The 18,199-nt window shown below is 59.4% G+C and carries 13 protein-coding genes; 1 reads left to right on the forward strand and 12 read right to left on the reverse strand.

All coding sequences use genetic code 11. The annotated features are described in order from the left end of the window. Positions 1 to 868: 868 nt before the first annotated feature. A complete protein-coding gene (locus tag ABVQ20_RS36895; protein ID WP_354464738.1) occupies positions 869 to 7,759 on the forward strand; it encodes a shikimate kinase in 6,891 nt (2,296 codons plus the stop codon). A 746-nt stretch (positions 7,760 to 8,505) separates the two neighbouring features. On the opposite strand, the gene ABVQ20_RS40610 is transcribed toward ABVQ20_RS36895, so the two are convergent. The 12 genes from ABVQ20_RS40610 to sctJ all read right to left on the reverse strand — a co-directional run bounded on the left by ABVQ20_RS40610 (position 8,506) and on the right by sctJ (position 18,190). Further along, positions 8,506 to 8,835, reverse strand: a complete 330-nt coding sequence (locus ABVQ20_RS40610) for a transposase domain-containing protein (protein ID WP_435528498.1) — start codon at positions 8,833 to 8,835, stop codon at positions 8,506 to 8,508. Between the two features lie 249 nt (positions 8,836 to 9,084). Then, complete coding sequence (locus ABVQ20_RS36905; protein WP_354464739.1) at positions 9,085 to 9,915, reverse strand: Effector protein NopP; 831 nt, start codon at positions 9,913 to 9,915, stop codon at positions 9,085 to 9,087. Positions 9,916 to 10,299: 384 nt separating this feature from the next. After that, a complete protein-coding gene (locus ABVQ20_RS36910) occupies positions 10,300 to 11,337 on the reverse strand; it encodes an EscU/YscU/HrcU family type III secretion system export apparatus switch protein (RefSeq protein WP_354464740.1) in 1,038 nt (345 codons plus the stop codon). Then, entirely contained in the window at positions 11,334 to 12,152 is an 819-nt protein-coding gene (gene sctT, locus ABVQ20_RS36915) for a type III secretion system export apparatus subunit SctT (RefSeq protein ID WP_354464741.1), read from the reverse strand. Before sctT ends, ABVQ20_RS36910 begins: the two co-directional genes overlap by 4 nt. Positions 12,153 to 12,160: 8 nt before the next feature. Further along, the gene (locus ABVQ20_RS36920) at positions 12,161 to 12,409 is read right to left on the reverse strand and encodes an EscS/YscS/HrcS family type III secretion system export apparatus protein (RefSeq protein ID WP_354464742.1); all 249 of its coding nucleotides are present in this window, start codon (positions 12,407 to 12,409) and stop codon (positions 12,161 to 12,163) included. Positions 12,410 to 12,438: 29 nt separating this feature from the next. After that, positions 12,439 to 13,104, reverse strand: coding sequence for a type III secretion system export apparatus subunit SctR (gene sctR / locus ABVQ20_RS36925; RefSeq protein WP_354464743.1), 666 nt, complete (start codon positions 13,102 to 13,104; stop codon positions 12,439 to 12,441). Beyond that, positions 13,097 to 14,185 carry a type III secretion system cytoplasmic ring protein SctQ gene (gene sctQ / locus ABVQ20_RS36930; RefSeq protein ID WP_354464744.1) on the reverse strand — a complete coding sequence of 363 codons (1,089 nt, stop codon included), beginning with the start codon at positions 14,183 to 14,185 and terminating at the stop codon, positions 13,097 to 13,099. The genes sctR and sctQ overlap by 8 nt, the downstream gene beginning before the upstream one ends. A 15-nt stretch (positions 14,186 to 14,200) precedes the next feature. After that, the gene (locus ABVQ20_RS36935) at positions 14,201 to 14,737 is read right to left on the reverse strand and encodes a hypothetical protein (RefSeq protein WP_354464745.1); all 537 of its coding nucleotides are present in this window, start codon (positions 14,735 to 14,737) and stop codon (positions 14,201 to 14,203) included. Continuing rightward, positions 14,713 to 16,071, reverse strand: coding sequence for a type III secretion system ATPase SctN (sctN, locus tag ABVQ20_RS36940; protein ID WP_354464746.1), 1,359 nt, complete (start codon positions 16,069 to 16,071; stop codon positions 14,713 to 14,715). Before sctN ends, ABVQ20_RS36935 begins: the two co-directional genes overlap by 25 nt. After that, positions 16,068 to 16,691 (reverse strand): type III secretion system stator protein SctL, encoded by a 624-nt coding sequence (gene sctL / locus ABVQ20_RS36945; protein ID WP_354464747.1) that lies wholly within the window; start codon positions 16,689 to 16,691, stop codon positions 16,068 to 16,070. The genes sctN and sctL overlap by 4 nt, the downstream gene beginning before the upstream one ends. Continuing rightward, positions 16,688 to 17,320 (reverse strand): nodulation protein NolU, encoded by a 633-nt coding sequence (locus tag ABVQ20_RS36950; RefSeq protein ID WP_354464748.1) that lies wholly within the window; start codon positions 17,318 to 17,320, stop codon positions 16,688 to 16,690. Before ABVQ20_RS36950 ends, sctL begins: the two co-directional genes overlap by 4 nt. A 12-nt stretch (positions 17,321 to 17,332) precedes the next feature. Beyond that, entirely contained in the window at positions 17,333 to 18,190 is an 858-nt protein-coding gene (gene sctJ, locus ABVQ20_RS36955) for a type III secretion system inner membrane ring lipoprotein SctJ (protein ID WP_354464749.1), read from the reverse strand. Positions 18,191 to 18,199: the final 9 nt, after the last annotated feature.

Genomic DNA, 18,199 nt, shown 5'->3' on the forward strand with positions numbered 1-18,199 from the left:
CCCCGCCTTCGTACCAACTTTTTCTTCAGCGGGCCACCGACGCAGCTTCAGGGAAAAATAAACGCAGTTTCCACTGGATCATTGTCATCCTTCTGCAACTCGTCAGCTTCTCGAAAGCTCACGCTCCTTTCATGAGAGCGTGGACATCAGGCAGAGGGCCACGCCGGAATCGACGCGACCGCGAAGAGAGGCGGCCGTTGCGGTTCATCTAGGCGAGGGAGCGCTCGACGACCCAGCGTCGTTGGATGACCGACAACCCTAAAGTACCGCATCTCGTCTGCATTGGAGGTAGATCATGACTGGTATAGGCCGACCCGGGAAGTCGCCCATTTGCGAATCTGAAACCGACCGCATCAGGGGAGCGCACGGCGCTGAATCAAGTCTTGCCCCTCGAGCAGAAGGCAGCCGATTGTTCAGTTCCGCTATACAGCGGATACGCTCTGAGGCTCAAGGCGAAGGGACCTCCTCCGCTCACATCGCGCCGCGCACCAGCGATGTCCTTCGCGACAGGTCTGAGGGTTCCTCCGCGGCGGGGCGTCGAGCCCCTGCGGCTTCGCGACGCGGTATCAGTGGGCCGCGGCATGGTTTCCCCCAAGCTCCGGAGGATGAAGCGCTGGCTGGAGAAGAAAGCTCTTTGCGTTCTGACGAGAGGTCCTGGCTCGGCGATCAAGGACCGAGTAGCTCTCAAACAGACGCGCTCTCGCCCCATGAGCAAACCGAGTCCAGGCCGGGTGCAGGACCGGGAAGGCGGCGTTTCGACCATGTAGCCGCACAGAGCTTCAACGATGCATTTTCGCAAAACCTACTTAATGACGCTTTACATGAGATCTCTTTCGCTCGCGACATCACCAGATTCTCGTGCGCTGTGGTGAAGCATGACAAGAAGCTGCAGGGCCAGGCGCATCACGCCACATTCCTGCAAAAGGCCGCTTCCGAGTTCACGCGTCAATTTGTTCGAAGATGGGAACAAGATATCCGCGCGCGCAATACCTGGGGGTACGCCACCTCATGCAACGCGATGAGCCGGGAGCCTGGAGGTCAGGCAGGCATGGAAGCTTGCAGGGCCATGGCAGCTCAGGTGTCGAGGCTCGGCAATGCGCTAAACGATGTCCAAAGCAAGACGCTTTCGCTGTTCGTATTGTCCTTCAGCCGATATCCCCGAGTGGCGGAATGTCGCAATGGGATGATCAGAATCGCCAAGGTCTTTCATGAGCACCGCGGAGCGCTTTCGGAGCTAAACGGTCAAAGTCTGGCCCTGCTGGTCAACGGCTTCAGCAAGTGGCCGGAACAGGAGAACTCTCGTGAGGCCACAGTAGCAGTTGCCGCCGAGATTCGCCGCCGCTCTGCCGGACTCTCTGATTTTGGTCCGCAGAACCTGGCTAACGTTGTGAACGGCTTCAGCAAGTGGCCGCAAGAGGCGGAGTGTCGCGGTGCTGTAAGGGCAATCGCCAGCGAGGTCCGTCGCCGCGCGGGCCGCGCCGAGCGGCTCTCTGGTTTCGCGTCGCAAGGGCTGGCGAACCTGGTGAACGGCTTCAGCAAATGGCCGCAAGAGGAGAACTTAGGTCACGCCACCCTTGTGATCGCCGGTGAGGTGCTTCGCCGCGCCGAGCGGCTCTCCGGGTTTGATCCGCAGAACCTGGCCAACCTGGTGAACGGCCTCAGCAAGTGGCCGCAAGAGGCGGGCTGTCGCAACGCCGCAGTGGCGATCGCCGGCGAGATCCGTCGCCGCGCCGGCCGCCGCGGTGTCTGGCTCTCTGATTTCACTCCGCAGAACCTGGCCAACCTGGTGAACGGCTTCAGCAAGTGGCCTGACGAGACGGGCTGCGGCGACGCGGCAGTCGCAATCGCCGGCGAGGTCCGTCGCCGCGCCGACCGGCTCTCTGGTTTTGATCCTCAGGGTCTGGCGAACCTGGTGAACGGCTTCAGCAAGTGGCCGCAAGAGGCGGGCTGTGGCGACGCCACGGTGGCGATCGCCGGAGAGGTCAGTCACCGCGCCGACCGGCTGTCTGATTTCACTCCGCAGGAGCTGGCGAACCTGGTGAACGGTTTCAGCAAGTGGCCGGAGAATTGCCGCGGCGCTATCGTAGGGATCGCCGGTGAGGTCCGTCGCCGCGCTGACCGCCGCGATGTCTGGCTCTCTGATTTTGATCCTTTGCAGCTGGCGAGCCTGGTGAACGGCTTCAGCAAGTGGCCGGAGGGGGCGGACTGCCACGGCGCTATAGTTGCAATCGCCGGTGAGGTCCGTCGCCGCGCCAACCGGCTGTCTGATTTAACTCCGCAGGGTCTGGCGAACCTGGTGAACGGCTTCACCAAGTGGCCGGAGGGGGCGGACTGCCACGGCGCTATAGTTGCGATCGCCGATGAGGTCCGTCGCCGCGCCGACCGGCTGTCTGGTTTCACTCCGCAGAACCTGGCCAACCTGGTGAACGGTTTCAGCAAGTGGCCTGACGAGACGGGCTGTGGCGACGCGGCAGTCGCAATCGCCGGCGAGGTCGTTGGGCGCGCCGAACGGGACGTCCAGCTCTCTGAATTTGATCCACAGTCGTTGGCGAACCTGGTGAACGGCTTCAGCAAGTGGCCGCAGGACTGCCGAGACGCGCTAGTTCAAATCGCCGACGAGGTCCGTCAACGCGCCGATCGGCTTTCCAGTTTTACTCCCCAGCACTTGGCGAACCTGGTGAACGGCTTCAGTAAAAGGCCACAAGAGGAGAACTCACGTCAGGCCGCCGCTGTGATCGCCTGTGAGGTGCTTCTGCGCGCCGACCAGCTTTCCGGTCTTACCGCTCAGAACCTGGCGAATCTGGTGAACGGCTTCAGCAAGTGGCCGCAAGAGCCGGAGGGTAGCCAAGCCACCGTTGCGATCGCCGGTGAGGTGCTTCGTCGCGCCCACCGCCGCGATGTCTGGCTCTCTGATTTTGACCCGCAGGATCTGGCGAGCCTGATGAACGGTTTCAGCAAGTCGCCGGAGGATTGCCGCAGCGTTACCGTTGCGATCGCCGGTGAACTCCGTCGCCGCGCCGGCCGGCTCTCTGATTTCACTCCGCAAGGTCTGGCGAACCTGGTGAACGGGTTCAGCAAGTGGCCGCAAGAGGAGAACTCAGGTCCGGCCACCGTTGCGATCGCTGGTGAAGTGCTTCGCCGCGTCGACCGGCTCTCTGATTTTGGTCCGCAGGGATTGGCGACCCTGGTGAACGGCTTCAGCAAGTCGCCGGAAGAAGCAGCGTGCCGCCAGGCGATCCTGGACATCGCGTGCAAACTGGGCTCCGGAGGCCTCCGATTCGGAGCGTTCACCACAACACAGCTCAGTATGATCGCCAATGCTCTGGCGCGGGGTGTCATGAGGGCAGGGGACGACGGCGAGATTGCAGAGACCGCTCTGCTGAAGGATCGGTTACATCAGCTGGCCCACTACCTTCACTATGCCAGCGATCGCTTGGAGCAGGCCGATGCTCTGGGCGTCACGAACTTTTTTAAGGCGCTGGTCAAGGCTCAATTGTTTGACGATCTCGGTTTGCTCGCACGGCCGGGGTTGGATCGGTTGACCGAACTGCATCGTGCCCCTGCTTTTGCCGCTGAGAACAACCTCGAAACGATGGGCAATCTCTGCGTCGCCCTGCTGCCACTGGCGCGCAGCCCGCGCAAGGACCTGCGCTGGCACCGGAGGCAGGCTCTAAACTTGCTCAACGACATTCAACCGATCGTCGAGCACAAGATCGAGGCGTATCTCAAAGCAGGCGATGCCGAGCGGACCCGTGGACCGTGCTCGAGCCGTTGTCCCGCCTTGTCGATCTATCAAACGCTCAAGGCCCGCGCGGTTCTGGCGGCATTGTTCCGGCGGCCGTATGTCGAGGGCAAGAAGTCCGATTTGCGGGTGAGGCAGGAGGAGCTGCAGTTCAAGACCAAGGAGATTTTGGACAAAACGGGCGGCCTCGTCGAAAGCGACCTTTCCAACATGAGCTGGAACCTGATCGCGGAGATCGCGGCGGAGACACCGGTCGATGCGCTGGACACGTTCGTGGCGCAGAATGCGGCGACGGTCCAGGCCCAACATCCAGCGTCCGTGTTCGACGTCCATCAGGTGTTGCGAGCCATGGACCACGAGCCCAGACCGCCGCAGGGTGAGGCGGGACTGATGCAGTTGCCGGTGGTGGACATGCAGGGCCGGCCAGTGGCCACGGAGCCCGAGACACGCTATTCGATTTTTCATCGCCTGACCTCGGGAGCTTTGCCAGTCGTCGCGGTGCAGCTGCCAGGAAAGCCGAGCGCCTTCATGCTGGCGCGCACGGTCACCGTCAAGGGGGTGCCACACCGCATGGACCTGTTCGGCGGAAGCAAGTTAAAGCCGCCAAAAAAGCCCGTTTCACAGATCGCCGCCCGCCTTCCAGGGGGGGCGGAAGCAGCGTCTCTCGGGGGGAAGCTGCTGGCGATTCCGTATGCCGAAACGGCGCCAGGCACAGCGTTCGAGCAGCTATCGCGTGCCTGGGCCCCTTTCAAGGAGGCATATTATTACACTCAGCGCAGGGGTTTTGCCGCGCCTCCTGCAATCAAGGGCCTGGGGGTTCACGACTACGCGCTGGAGGGCGCCTTCAAACTGTCGCTGCTGCCGGATCGCCCTGCCAACCAGGAGCATCCCTTCAAGCTGACTGGGCCGGAAGGCCCGATCGCCTTGCAACCGCATGATGGCTGCGGTTTCATTAAGGCCTCGCTGGCCAACCATATGCCGGCTGTTCGCCGGTCCGGCCGGCAGGAAGGTCCTGATCGGGTGCCTGCCTTTGCTGAGGGACGGAGATCGTCCGTTCCTGCATCGGCGCTACACCACTATCCGCGCAGCGAGCCGGTGGCGGATGAGGCGCGAGAAAAGGCCAAAACCTGGCTCGAGAGCCGACAAGGGCGAGAGCTGACGTCTGAAGATCTGTTTCGAACCGTGACGGCTGGACACATCGACGGTCCCGGCGCGGTTGCAGTACCTTCCAGTGATGAGTGTCTCCATGTGCCGACGCTCAAGAGCGAGACGTTGACGGGGACGAGCGGCGTGCTGATTGGGCGCTCGCCCTATGACAAGCCGAACTTGCGCCCGTTTGCCGCCGAACAAGTCAAGTCGGCCGTCGAGGGGGGGCCGACCGCTGTGTTTCTCGATAACTGCACGGCCATCCAATACAGCTTCAATGTCGCCCATAAGTCGGGGAGGGAACTGGCCGCCGACGATCCGACCTTTTTTGCCAAAGGCATTCTGATCGTTGTCCCGGATAAGATGTGGCCGGCCGCCTACGCCGACCGTGGGTTGGTGATGTCTGCCGAGGACGTCAAGTGCCATTCGAGCTGGACGTCGAACAAGGACCGCGTCAAAGTGGACACGCCGCTCGAGTGCCTCGGCATCCTGCAGGCGACCGAGGTGTTTGCCCCGGGCTCGTTGGTTGCCGTCCCGACCGGTGAGCAGAAAAAGCTTGACGGCGACTTCGACGGGGACACCGTTGTCATCGTCGGCGACCGGCCACAGCTTTATGCGCATGTGCGCCAGTTCGATCACAAGGAGCAAGCTCTCGGACTTCCGTCGCTGAAGCCGCCAAAGTCGCATACCCCGGCGCTTGAGAGCGACAATTACCAGTTCGGTCGTGCCCGCCAGATCCTCGCCGCCACGCAGGATGTCCTGGAAACCTATAGCTGCCTGCAGCGAAACTTTCTGGCTCAATCCCATGAAGCACGACGCTGGTTTGCCGAGCGTGCCGTCTTTGGCACCTACGAGGGCGTTCACCACGAGCTCCGGCGAGAGATCGGTCAGCTGTTGAACCAGGAAGAAGTGAGTGGCCAGGATATCCAGAACACGTTTGCGAGAGCGAGGCGCGAGATCGAGGTCGCCCAACATCCGGTTGCTCGCGAAATGGCCGAGTTGCTCGTCGCCGACCTTGCGGCATGGGCTGGGAAGCCGAGTGAGCAACTCCTGCCCGAAACAATCGAAAGCGCGAACGCCGCAACCCCGAGCTTCAGCGCAAGGCTCTGCGAGCTTTTCCCGGATCTGGCCGAGACCTATCCGGCAACGCCTCAGCCCCGAGACCGCATCCAGCTTTTGCTCGACCACTATCCTCCGCGCATCGATCCTCGCCCGGATGGTTACAATCCGGACGACCTCGTACAAAGCGCAACCAACTTGCTGAGCCTCGGCATCAAGGTCGGCACCGACGCCTATAAATCCGATACTGGCGCCAACCTCTTTTTCAAGAAGAGCAGTCACCTTCAGCGGCATCTCCACCAGACGCCAGGCTTGAAGTCCGTACCCTACGTCAAGGGCGTGGCAGCGACCCTGGCCCAGGGAAGGTTTGATGTCGATGCGACCTTGGAGGATCTGAAGGACAACCCCACGCTGGCGGCTTCAATCATGGAGACCTCGATCAAACTCGCTGCGGAGCAGGGCATTTTGCCCAAACCCTCCGGCCTCCGGCCCGCCGCCGAGGATGCTGACATGATCGCGCTGACCCGCGAGGAGGCCTCAGAGCGAGCCCAAAATGAGGCTGACCGCGCTATAGCCGAAGAGGGCAAAATCACCGAGGGGGCACGCAGCGTTGCCGCAAGCCTTGGCGAAGCCGGCATCGAGGTGAAGATGCCCCATCTGGAGCGCCGCTTGAGGTCGCATGCCTCCATGGCAGATCAGCTCACCGGTATGAGCGTCGCGCCCGGCAGCGCTCCACAGCTCATCAGCAATGCTGTACGCCATGTCTTCGAAGTCCCCGACAAGGATTTTACACGAGCCTTCAAGAAAGCCATGCTGGCCTTCGAGGAGCGGGACTACACCGAACGCCAGACAACCAACTGGTTCAGAATGCGCAGTCCGATTTTCGTCGGCATCAAGACAGTGCTCACCACGCCGGAAGCTTATCGCTTCGAGGTGGAGTTCCACACGCCAGGCAGCTACAGGGCCAAGCTTGCCAATCACGACACTTATAAAATCCTCGACAGGCTGCGGCGACAATCAAGCGGGGATGCTTTGGAGCAAGCTAAGGCCGAGGAGCTGGTGCAGCGGACGAGAGAGGTCTGCACGGAGATTGCGATACCCGGCGGCGCCCTGGACATACCCCACTGGGGAGCCGAAGGGGATCGTAGGGGTGGCGCCCCTGCGGCATTTGGATTGCGAGCTGTCGAACAATCAAGAATGCCCGGGATCGCCAGGTCACCGGAGGCAAGAGAGATTGTCGAAGCCCTCGGCGTGCGGCCGATCGTGCTCGTCGGCATGCCAGGCGCTGGAAAATCCAGCATTGGCCCAGTCCTCGCCAAGCGACTGGGGCTGCCCTTCATCGATACCGACCAAAAAATCCAGAAGGAGGCCGGTAAATCGATAAATCAAATTTTCGATATCCATGGCAAGGAGCATTTCAGGGCGCTCGAAGCGAAGGTAATCGCGCGCGTGCTCGAGCAAGGGCCCGCGGTGATCGCGACTGGTGGCGGCTCGATCACCAATGAGCAGACCCGGCGCCTCATCGGGGAGAAAGCGGTCTCGCTCTGGCTCGATACCAACTTGGACGTGATCCGACGTCGCCTTAAAAACGATACCAACCGCCCGCTGCTGCAAGGCCCCGACCGAGATGAGATAATCACCAAACTGATCAGCGGGCGCAGGCCGTTGTATGCACAAGCCGATGTCACGATCGTCCCGCCCCACATACAAGACAAAAAGAACGCGGATCCCTGCGTTGAGGCGCTGTACGGCTATCTCCGCGGCGAAGCGGCCGCCTGCAGCCCCTCGAATGTCGCGGGTGCGGCACAATGAACCGGTTAGCGAACTCAGCCACAGTCGAGGCCGTCCTCAGCAAATGTCCGACGTCAGCGCTGGTTGGACCAAATGGCTCGAGTGCGAATGGAGGATTTCTGGTTCATCGTAGCCCCTGAAGGAGGGAAGATGAGACAGAAATCCGGGATAGGGAAGCGCCACTGGAGAAGGCCATCAAAGGAAATCCGCAGAGCGACCCGCTCGCATTATTCGGCCGGGGCGAAGATCCGGATCGTTCTAGAAGGCTACGCAGAGGGGAATCGATTGCTGTGCCGACGCGAGCGAATGCCGAGAGCCTGCACTACAACTGGCGAAGGAGTTTCGTCAAACCGGGAAGGGCGGCTTGCCGGCGGCACGGAAAGGATCGTGGGACCATGGCTTCCAGTGGCGCTCATCCCGATCCATTTAGTACCGTCGCAACCCGCCGACCGACAAAAACACATTCACGCAACAAGAGCAGGCGCGAAATAGTATTTCCTGGATGCAATAGTCCCTTTGGCAGTTGACCAGTGATCCTTTCTGACGTGAGCCTAACTCGATTCGGCCAAAATAAACTCATCTAACCGCGTCCATAGCCGGTGCGTAAGGAGGTTGCGGATCTGCCCTGTCGGGGGCGATTGAGCTTTGGCTCACGGCCTCGCGATTTGTCTGCCGGGCCTTTTGCCGCCGGCGCATGATGGTTGAACGTTTCCACGCAAACATTGTCGCCGAGCCACCCCGCCGGACTTCCCGATCGGAACGCGGGTTCATAATCTTGGGTTGGCTCCGGCCGGAAACCGGCGACATCGCAAAACGGCCGATGCTGGTTGCCAGCAATGACACGCCGATAAGGCTCCCGGCGGCTCGCCGACACGCTGCGTTGTCGACTTCGACGATTGGACCTTTCGTCGCAAACTGCTAGCGCCGTTCTCAGGCCACGGTCTTGAGGTCCTGCTCCTGATGTGCGCCCAGGGCAGGAGGTTGCCGATCCGTCTGTTCGGGTGGCCGTCGATGATCCCTGGCGAGCAGTCGGCCAGGTAGCCGAGCGGCTCGACGTCGTTCAGCTTGCGCGTCTCGATTGACTTGATCTGGTCTATGGCGTCGCAAAAGACGGCGTTAAGGCGTTCGCTGACTCCGGCATCAAAACCCGATCGAACCTACGAAAACAAACCCCTGCGCTGCTCAGGCGGTAACTGCTCCGCCTGGGCTCTACGCCGAATGGATACCACTCGTTGCGCGCACTGCCGTTTGCGACGAGCCCTTTCGCTCACTGCGCATGACCATGGGACACCGCAGATAGTCAGATGTGGCCCGCACCATCGCGACTATCTCCCACGAGAGTCCGGTCACATGAAGTCATCCTCGCACGAGTACCGGGGGGAACTTGGTGCGCTCTCGGTATCACTGCTCTGGCTGTCCTCGGCTTTGCAGACATAGAGTGGAGGTTTGTTTGCACGCTGCCATTCACCGGCACTGTTCTTCGTCCACTTTTCGGGATGCTGGGTAGGGTCAAGCACCATGTCGCCATCATCCACTTCAACAAACCCCATCGACGCCGCGCGGGCTTGTGCTTCTGGATTAGCCGCACGCCAATTCAGCAACGGTCGGTCGCCGTCCATCCGAAGTTGATGCTCCAGCAGAATATCGCCTGCATTCTCGACGAGCGGATGAGCGACCTGTAGATCCACTATGGAGGTGATCTCAGTTCGACCAGGAAACTGTTGCCGCCAATTTTCGGATTCGAAGTCAGTCATTCTGAATCCGCCTTCCGTTCTCATCAGTCCGGCACTCTGGTCTCCTAATTGGTAGCTGAAATATCGCGCATGCTCCGTATCTCGACGCATGCCGTATTGCCTGGCAACGTCTGCAGTGCGAATGGCTCGTGAGGATACGAATTCCGAATACTCTTGTGGATTGTCGGCGATGTGCATGATTTTATCGCCATGAAATTGCCTCACCTCCCTCTTGAAAGAAGACTTGTCGATCTCCACCACCGGCGGTCTGGATTGGAGGGAATACGCTTGCGTTGCCGCCGAAGATGAGTTGCCGCTGGAATCCGATCCGGCTAAGTGCATCCGGGCAAACGTGTCCGCGAACTCTTGGCTTTCTTCATCTGTTTGCCCGCTGGCACTACGCGTGTAGTGGATATCGGACGAGCCACCAATTCGACCATACATGACGATTCGCACTCCTATGTTTCGCATTGAGTTCAGGCTGGTTGGGCGCGGCAGGTCCGGATAGACCGCCCGGCTGACGATTAGCTGACGAAGGGCTTCTCCCGGATGTACAAAAAGAATCCGACCTAGCTTAATCGTTAGCGATTAATGAAATCAGGCTGCGACCTACACCGACCGGCGAAGGCCGCAGGTCAGCCCCCTAAACTTTTCGGGTCTTGCTGGGCTGCCAATCCGAGGGGAGCTTCGTGATCGGCAGGGATTGTTAGGAATTCTATTGCGCGAGGCCGATTTCGTCATTGGCTGACGAACCTCTCGCCGAAGAAATTGCGGATTGGGTTTTGGCGTCGAACCATTTCGCGCGGCAACCACAGATGGGCTCCACATCTAGGCTAAGCCTGCGGCGAAGAGTGCTTTCGCGACAGGCTCGAAATATTGCATGGGAACGGCGTTGCCCAGCTTCGCTGTGCGTATGAGCTGATGCGCAAGCGCATGATCATCGACAATTTTGAGACGTAGCGCCTGCGCCTCCTCAGACATTTGTGAAGCGACCTCGCCCTCGCCGCGGCAAACTAATACCGGCACTCCGGTCTCGCCACGAACGTAACGCAGACCGACCAGGATCGCCCTCCCTCTGAAGACCAACGTGGCGCGATGCACCCCAAGGGGAGGCTCGCCAGCGGCCTCGTTGCGGAGGCGACGTCGTTCATGCTTCAACTCTGGCGTCCCTTGCTGTTCCTTCAACTCGCGCGTCACTTCGGTCTTAGTCATACGCATTTCGCGCTGAAACAACGCACGCTGCAACAGGAGATCGATCAGCCCGCCGACCAGAAGTGCACCGGCGCCAATCGCAATCAGCAGTTTCGCCTCCGTAAAGACGAATCCGACACAGCCCATGCCGCAGACCGGCAGATAGACCATCGTCTTCCATGTGCCGAGAAGGAAGAGGAGAAAGGTTGTGCTGAGGACCAATACCTTAAACAGCGTCTTCCCAACCTCCACTGCAGAACGCGCAGACGCCATGCGCTTCAGCCCTTGAAACGGGTCAATTTTCTCAAAGTTGAACTTCATCGGCTCTAGAGAGAAGACAAATCCACCATTGGCTATTAATCCGGCCAAAATTACCGCGGCGACGAGAGTTCCAAGCAGCGGGCCAACAGTTTCCAGTGTGAGTTCGATCAGCAGGACCAATGCCTGCCGGACCGCGATATTGAAAGGCAGATTCTGCAGATTGTCGGTTAAAAGTAGCGCTTCGTGGCATTTGTCTTGGATCACGCTCCCTCTCAGCCAAAGGTAACCGAGCCCAGCGCAAGTGGCGGCCGCGCGGACGAAATCGGCGCTGCGCGGAATCTGCCCTTTTTTGCGCGCTTCGCTCAGCTTCTTCGGGGTGGCGGCGTGTGTCTTCTCTTCACTCGTGTCGCTCATTTCAGCAACTTGTCGAACCACTCAAGCGCACCATTCGCTTGTGTGATCTCCAGTTTCATCCCCTCGATGAGATAGGCAGTGTAGGCAATCATGATAATTGGAAAGCCGATATTCTTGATCGTCGGGGACAGTTGGCTCGACTTGAATTGGGGCGCAAAGCGCCGCAGTATCATCATTGACATGTCAACCAGCAGCAGGAACGACACTACAGGCCCGGAGACCAACAATGTCGTGCGCATGATGTGGTCGAGGAGCCCTAATACCTCCATTGCTCCTTGCGCGGTCAATGTGGGGTGAAACTGATACACGGGCCAGATCTGGTAGCTGCCATAAAGGGCGCTGATCACGGCCTCCAGACCTCCTGATGCGACGAAGATCGTAATTGCAGTGATCCCGAGAAAAACCCCCATAGCGGAAGCCTGACTGTTCGTCGCGGGATCGGCCTGTGCGGACGGGCTGGTGATGCCGCGTTGGTTGTCGATAAACTCGCCGGCCGCCTGAAGACTCCATAACGGGATGCCGAGAAAAGTGCCAAGTAGCAGGCCGACAAAAACCTCCTTCAATCCGAGCAGAGTTAGCTGGATCAGACGTGTTTCAGGATCCAGCGCCTGCAACCCCTCACTGACGTGTGCCAAGCACGGCAGCCCGAAGGCAACAGCCAGGCCGCTGCGGATCAGCCCGCCGATCTGAGCTCGCGTAAACACAGGAAGAACCATCATAATGCCCATCGCGCGGGCCGCGCCAAGGCCGGCTGCGACGACGAGTTCGATAGCCGCATGGATCAGGATTTGAATCTCGGCCGATGACGCATACATGGTGGAGGCTAGTAGCTAGGTGTCATTGCGGGAAACTCCGTAAAGATCTGGTCGGCCAGCCCTATGAGCGGGGCGCTCAACACAGGGGCAAACAGGCCAATCACCGCCACAACGACCAGAAGCTTCACGGTGAGGGGCAAGCTTTCATCCTGGATCTGCGTTGCCGCCTGAATGATACCAATGCCTAGCCCAACAATCACCGATGCAATGAGCGGTGGCAGAATCCAGATCATGAAAACCACTAACGACTGGCTCATAAGAGTAACAATACTGGATTGAGTAATAATCAACCTCCTGGTGTTGTGTAACTCAGCACAAGTCCGTGCATCAATCTCGACCAACCATCAATAGCGACGAACAAAAAGAGTTTGAAAGGGACAGATATGACTGTTGGGGAGACCATCGACATGCCCATAGCCATCAGAATTGTCGTTACGATAAGATCAATGACGATAAAGGGAAGATAGAGAAGAAAGCCTATTTCGAATGCACGCTTGAGTTCTGAAATTAGAAAAGATGGTACGAGAATGGCAAAATCATCAGGTGTAGCTCTGGCGCGCATTTCCTCTGGCCAGACTTTTTCGGTCGAGGAGAGGAAAAATCGCCGCTGCTCTTCGTTTGTGAATTTCTTGAGATGATCGCGCAAGGGCTCACCTCCCACTTTGGCAGCGCTTACCCAGTCATCGAGCGTCTGATAACGGAGCTTCGGATCCGTCATCCGATCATAGGTCTGTTCAACAACGGGCGCGCTAACGAACATGGTGAGGATCAATGCCGCGGCGTATAGTACTATGTTCGGTGGAATCGTCTGGGTCCCGAGCGCATTGCGGACGAGGAATAGAACAACTGATACCTTTACAAACGCCGTGGTTGTGGCGACCGCTAAAACCAGCAGACCGAGTCCGGCGGTAACCGCAAGAAGCGACAAGATTGCCGGCTGAACCTCAGTCATTGGATGCCAACCTGCCGCGGAGTCTGATGCCCAGCTCATCTCCGATGCGCACGATGTCGCCACGCCCGATACGCCGACCATTGGCAAGTATGTCGACCGGACCGTCGATCGGCCGACCAAGTTCGAAAACATGCCCTTCGCCGGCAGTCCTCAGTTCCCCTAGAGGGATAGGCCAGCGGCCGCATTCAAAGACAAGCACGATCTCGACATCGTCGAGATCGGCTTCCGACGGCCCTAATTGCGATTCGGGTTGTGTCATATGCGCATTCTCCAAGGGGCACGATCGCGGGCGGAAAGGTCCCCGCAGGATTAGGTGGTCGCCCTCAAGATCTGCCCCGGCCCATAACTGGCCCACGGACAGGGTGATCTGGCCGCGGCCGAACGGCGATATGTCTGGCAACAGAGCATCACCGACACATGCTTTGCGAAGAAGCGCTGCTGGAGCGCAAAGCGTGCCGATCTCTCCTGCCACTGTGACCGGGAGCTCTGGGAATAGCTCGCGCGGCTGTCGCGGCAACTGGCCAAGCAGTTCGCCTAACGCGCGGAAGGCAGACGGCACCATGCCATCAAGAGGCGAGAACAGGAACAGGAGACCCTTGCCATTCGCTGGGCCGAAGACGATATCCAATTCGAGATGAGGACCCAGTGTCATGGCTTCACGGACATGGAGGAGTTGCACGTTCCGCTGCATCTGATCCTCCAGTCGAGCGATAAGCGGCTCGAGTGCAAGTTCGAGAATGAGCGAAGCAGTTGGCTCGGAAGGGAAAGCAAAGCCGCTCTGCACTGTCGAGACGAGCGCCTCTACAAGCCGTCGCGACAGCGACAAGACGATGGTTTCAGCTCCCACGCGCCAAATGCAGTCAAGCATCGGAATGGCAGAAGGTTCCTGCTGCCAGACAAGCCCTTCCATCCGCACCGATAGCGGCTTGTCGCTGATCCGGCTCTGAAACGGCCTGCGGGAAGCCGCTATATCATTGAGCCACGAGACGACCACGTGGGACAGTGTTAGCGCTGGTTCGAATATAGCGGGTCTGACCACAGTGGTTACCAAAGCTGGCTCTAAACTGCACGATCGCGTCATGCAGAGAACCTGCGGTTATCGGATCTGGTTGCCCGACATCTGGGCGAGCGAAACCCTCCCATACCGAAGCGATATCTCGTCGTCGGCCTCAATTTCGCCTGCGGCCTCCGAATGAATATCGAAGGCGCGCCGGACGTCGTCCTCGATTTGTTGCCATTTTTGCCTTGCGGCCGAACATCTGACCCATTGGGCCCTCGTCCCAGACGCCGCTGTCTCGGCCTTCCCTTGAGCGATGCGCGCATCGTCAAGCTTCTGGCCTCTTAAGGTGATCTCAGCCGCAAGCCGCTCAATGTTAAGGTTGTGATGGTCGAGTACTGCGCTAGACAAGGTATCGAGCGCGATCAGCTCCTGGTAGAGCTGAGCTTCCGCCCTTGCGCGCTGTTGCTGTGCGATTGCAAGCCCCTGGAAGGCATTCTGTACGGCTAGGGTGGCCATGCGGCGCTGTGCTTCCTTCTTCGACAGATCCCTCAGGGCGCTGCGCTCTTGCATTTCCTTCAGAAGCCGTAACCTCGAAGCGTGAACACGATTCACGCGGTCAAACGCGACATCCATGCGACCGTTTCCTCAAAATCTGACGCCTCGTCTTCGCTCTGGCGCAAAAACTCCCTCAACTCGCCAATCGATGCGACAGCCCGGTCAGTAAGGGGATCGCCGCCTTGCTTGTATTCGCCGACGTTGATCAAAAACTCGGACTCTGCATAGCGCGAGAGGAGATCACGGAAGAAGGATGCTGCCTTGCGATGTGTCCCAGATACGACCGCATCCATAACACGGCTGCGACTCTGCAGCACATCGATAGCGGGGAAATGCGATCGCGCCGCGAGAGCGCGTGAGAGGACGACATGGCCGTCGAGAATGCCGCGCGATTCCTCGGCGATTGGATCGCCTGTGCCATCACCTTCGACAAGTACAGTATAGAAGGCCGTGATTGAGCCGCGCTCACCCATGCCGGCACGTTCCAGCAGGCCTGGCAGCATAGCAAAAACGGAAGGAGGAAAGCCCCGCCGGGTCGGCGGCTCGCCCGCAGCAAGACCTATTTCGCGCATGGCGCGGCAGAAGCGCGTCAGCGAGTCCAACATGAGTGCGACGCGTAGCCCTTGTTCGCGAAAGTATTCCGCGAGCGCAGTCGCCATAGGAGCACATTGCGCCCGCTCCACTGCCGAGCGGTCCGAGGTTTCAACGACAACGACCGTACGGCGGAGGCCCTCCTCCCCAAGATGCCGCTCGATGAATTCACGAACTTCACGGCCCCGCTCGCCTATGAGCGCGACTATGATAACGTCGGCGGCGGCACCTTTTACGATCTGCGACAATAACGTCGACTTGCCACCACCAGGCTCGCCATAAATCCCGATCCGCTGGCCCTCGCCGCATGTGAGGAGACCATCCAGGGCACGGACCCCGAGCGGGAATGGCCGCTCAACGATGCGCCTTGTCATTGGATTGGGCGCCCTGCCGTGCAGCGGACGAGTTTCGGTGGTTTTGACTTCGCCTTTGCCGTCGAGTGGGCGGCAGCGGCTGTCAATCACACGGCCGAGCAAATTAGGGCCGACCGGCACTTCACGCATTCGTCCAGTGGACACGACTTCTGCGCGGCTGGACAGACCCGCCAAGTCACCGATCGGCGTGAGCAACACGCCATTGTCCAATAAGCCGATCACCTCGGCTTCGAGCGACAGGCCGGTTCGCGTATCCTGCAGCAGACAAAGTTCCCCAATCCGAGTGTCTGGCAAGACGGCATGGACCAGTGTCCCGACAGCCCGCGTGATCCGTCCGCGCACGACCCGCGTGTCAATTTGCTTTGCTGTAGACCTCAAAGACGAGATCGCCGGATCGGGAGCCCGGGTGCCAGCGAGATTATTATGCTGTGGTACCGGCGTGATCACAGTTCGCCTTCTTCAGAATGCGACCCGAAGCCGAGGCGCAGCGCGCGCATCTGTGCGTCAAGTCCAAGATCGACGTTGCCGTACTCGCTCCACAGCACGCACTGTTGCGGCGACAACGTCGGATCCGGATCAATCCGAACCCGCGGCCGCCCCTCCCGTCCGTCGCATCCAGCAAACGCGCGCGCGAGCATATCGACTTGCGTGGGACATACATGAAGGCAAACTTCCGCGTCGCCATATTTGCGCTCAATCGCGTGACGAACAGCCCTCACCAACAGGTCGCCGGGATCGAAAGCGCCCAGAAGATCGCTTAGGATCTCCATCACGAGCTGTGGCAATTCCTGCTCCAGAACCGCCTTTCGTCGCGCCACTTCGCTGACTGCCCGCGCGATAAGTCCTGCCATTTCCTCGGCGCCTGCATTCAAGCCCTCGGTATGGCCGTGAGCCCGCTCACGCTTATAAGCGGCGCGCACCCAGCTGCGTACCCGCTGCTGATACCGTTCTGCTGCGTCACGTGCTTGTGTGGCGCTGTGCCAGATCTCAAGCTCATTCGCCGGTATCAGTGGCCCCATTGGGCGGATCTGCGGGGCGTCGGGCGCTGCGGAAACATCGGCTGTCATATCACCCGGATCTCCGTCTCAAACTGGGCTATGACAAGCGAAAACAACTGGCCCGAGGCATTACTGTGTTCGGGCGCTGGATTCTCGGCGGCGGTACCGACGGGCAACCGTAGAAGCACGCGGTTACGCTCAAGCGCTGAACTGTCATTGAGCCAAGCACCAAGGCAGGCATGTCCATCGTGTTCAATTTGCTGCGCGAGTTTTTCCGGATCAGCGATCAAGCTGTTTGCGATCGCATGCGCCAGACATCGGATGCCAAATGCGTGGGCATCAGCGCCGATATGTCCAATAAGCGCGGTGAGGTGAGGCTTTGAAACAAGCTTCAGCAGCGAACGGGCATGCCAGATACTACCGGCAAGGAGGGCAGCCCGACGCGGATCATGTCCGTGCAGAAGATCCGGCCCCCAGCCGCTTCCGTTCGAATCCATTTCATTGTCAAGCAGCAATTCTGCCAGTCTTGGCTGCAGCCTGGGACTCTTCTGCAACTGCACCAATGTCGAAGCGGACAACGCCGGATCAAGACGTGCGGCAAGACGAGTCGGATGGGCCGAAGCAGCAAGATCGCTCAGGCACACGGAACGCAATTGGAACGAATGATTGCGTTCGGCAGTCTGGATCGGTATCGGCATTGGCAATATTACCTACGCCCCGATGATCTTTTTGCGAATGGCCCCGACAGCGGAAACATCCGAGCGGCCCTCGACCTTGGATAGTTCGCCCGATGATTGCCTGCGCCGACGCCTAAGAACACTGGATAAGAGATAGCACGCCACTGCGAATACAGCTGCGGCAACACCCATCACGATCGCCAGAAGCGGCGCTGGGACGGACCAAGATGTCTGGGCCGAAACAGTCGCCGGTAAGGACCGTTGCTCATGTGCGGAATCCACTGGCACCAAAACCACTTCGACCTTTTCGTAGGACAGGCCTTCGATGCTGTCGGCGACGAGCAGCTTTATCTTCGGCAGCAGAACTGAGAGATTTGCTTTGGCGTCGTGCCGGATAAAAACCGAGGCCGAGGATGGCGTGCCGCCCGATCGTAAGAGGTCGTTATTCGGCAGAACGACATGAACACGTACTGAGAAGACGCCATCGATATCGCTGATCGTACGCGACAACTCTTCGCTCAGGGCATAGACGTAACGAGCACGCTCCTCGGTCGGCGAGGCAATCAGGCCTGATCCATTGAATATCTCGCCGAGGTTCTTGAAAGACTGGCGCGGCAGCCCCTTGGCATTCAGGAGGTTGATTGAGAGGGCAAGCAGCTTTTCGTCGACCTGGATCGTGCTGGTCCCATCCTTAGCGGCAACGCGGACCGCATCAACCCCGTTGTCGATCAGAAGCGCGAGCATCTCATTCGCCTCGCGCTCTTGCAATTGCGTGTAGAGATCGACCTTGCAACCACTCAGAGCGAAGAGAAGTGGCAGCACAACAAAATGAAGCGATCGCCGACCAGACGGGCGACTATGCATGATTTCGCCATGGGCCAAGCCAATCATGCGCGACGT

The organism is Mesorhizobium shangrilense (assembly GCF_040537815.1).
In the GTDB taxonomy this organism is placed as follows: domain Bacteria; phylum Pseudomonadota; class Alphaproteobacteria; order Rhizobiales; family Rhizobiaceae; genus Mesorhizobium; species Mesorhizobium shangrilense.

Excerpts from the sequence above, each read along its gene's own strand:
- ABVQ20_RS36935 (WP_354464745.1), bottom strand. The coding sequence starts at position 14,737 with ATGGATGTCGCGTTTGACCGCGTGAATCGTGTTCACGCTTCGAGGTTA.
- ABVQ20_RS36950 (WP_354464748.1), bottom strand. The coding sequence starts at position 17,320 with ATGCCGATACCGATCCAGACTGCCGAACGCAATCATTCGTTCCAATTG.
- sctQ (WP_354464744.1), bottom strand. The coding sequence starts at position 14,185 with ATGACGCGATCGTGCAGTTTAGAGCCAGCTTTGGTAACCACTGTGGTC.
- ABVQ20_RS36920 (WP_354464742.1), bottom strand. The coding sequence starts at position 12,409 with ATGAGCCAGTCGTTAGTGGTTTTCATGATCTGGATTCTGCCACCGCTC.
- ABVQ20_RS36905 (WP_354464739.1), bottom strand. The coding sequence starts at position 9,915 with ATGTATGGTCGAATTGGTGGCTCGTCCGATATCCACTACACGCGTAGT.
- sctR (WP_354464743.1), bottom strand. The coding sequence starts at position 13,104 with ATGACTGAGGTTCAGCCGGCAATCTTGTCGCTTCTTGCGGTTACCGCC.
- sctL (WP_354464747.1), bottom strand. The coding sequence starts at position 16,691 with ATGACAGCCGATGTTTCCGCAGCGCCCGACGCCCCGCAGATCCGCCCA.
- sctT (WP_354464741.1), bottom strand. The coding sequence starts at position 12,152 with ATGTATGCGTCATCGGCCGAGATTCAAATCCTGATCCATGCGGCTATC.
- ABVQ20_RS36910 (WP_354464740.1), bottom strand. The coding sequence starts at position 11,337 with ATGAGCGACACGAGTGAAGAGAAGACACACGCCGCCACCCCGAAGAAG.
- sctJ (WP_354464749.1), bottom strand. The coding sequence starts at position 18,190 with ATGATTGGCTTGGCCCATGGCGAAATCATGCATAGTCGCCCGTCTGGT.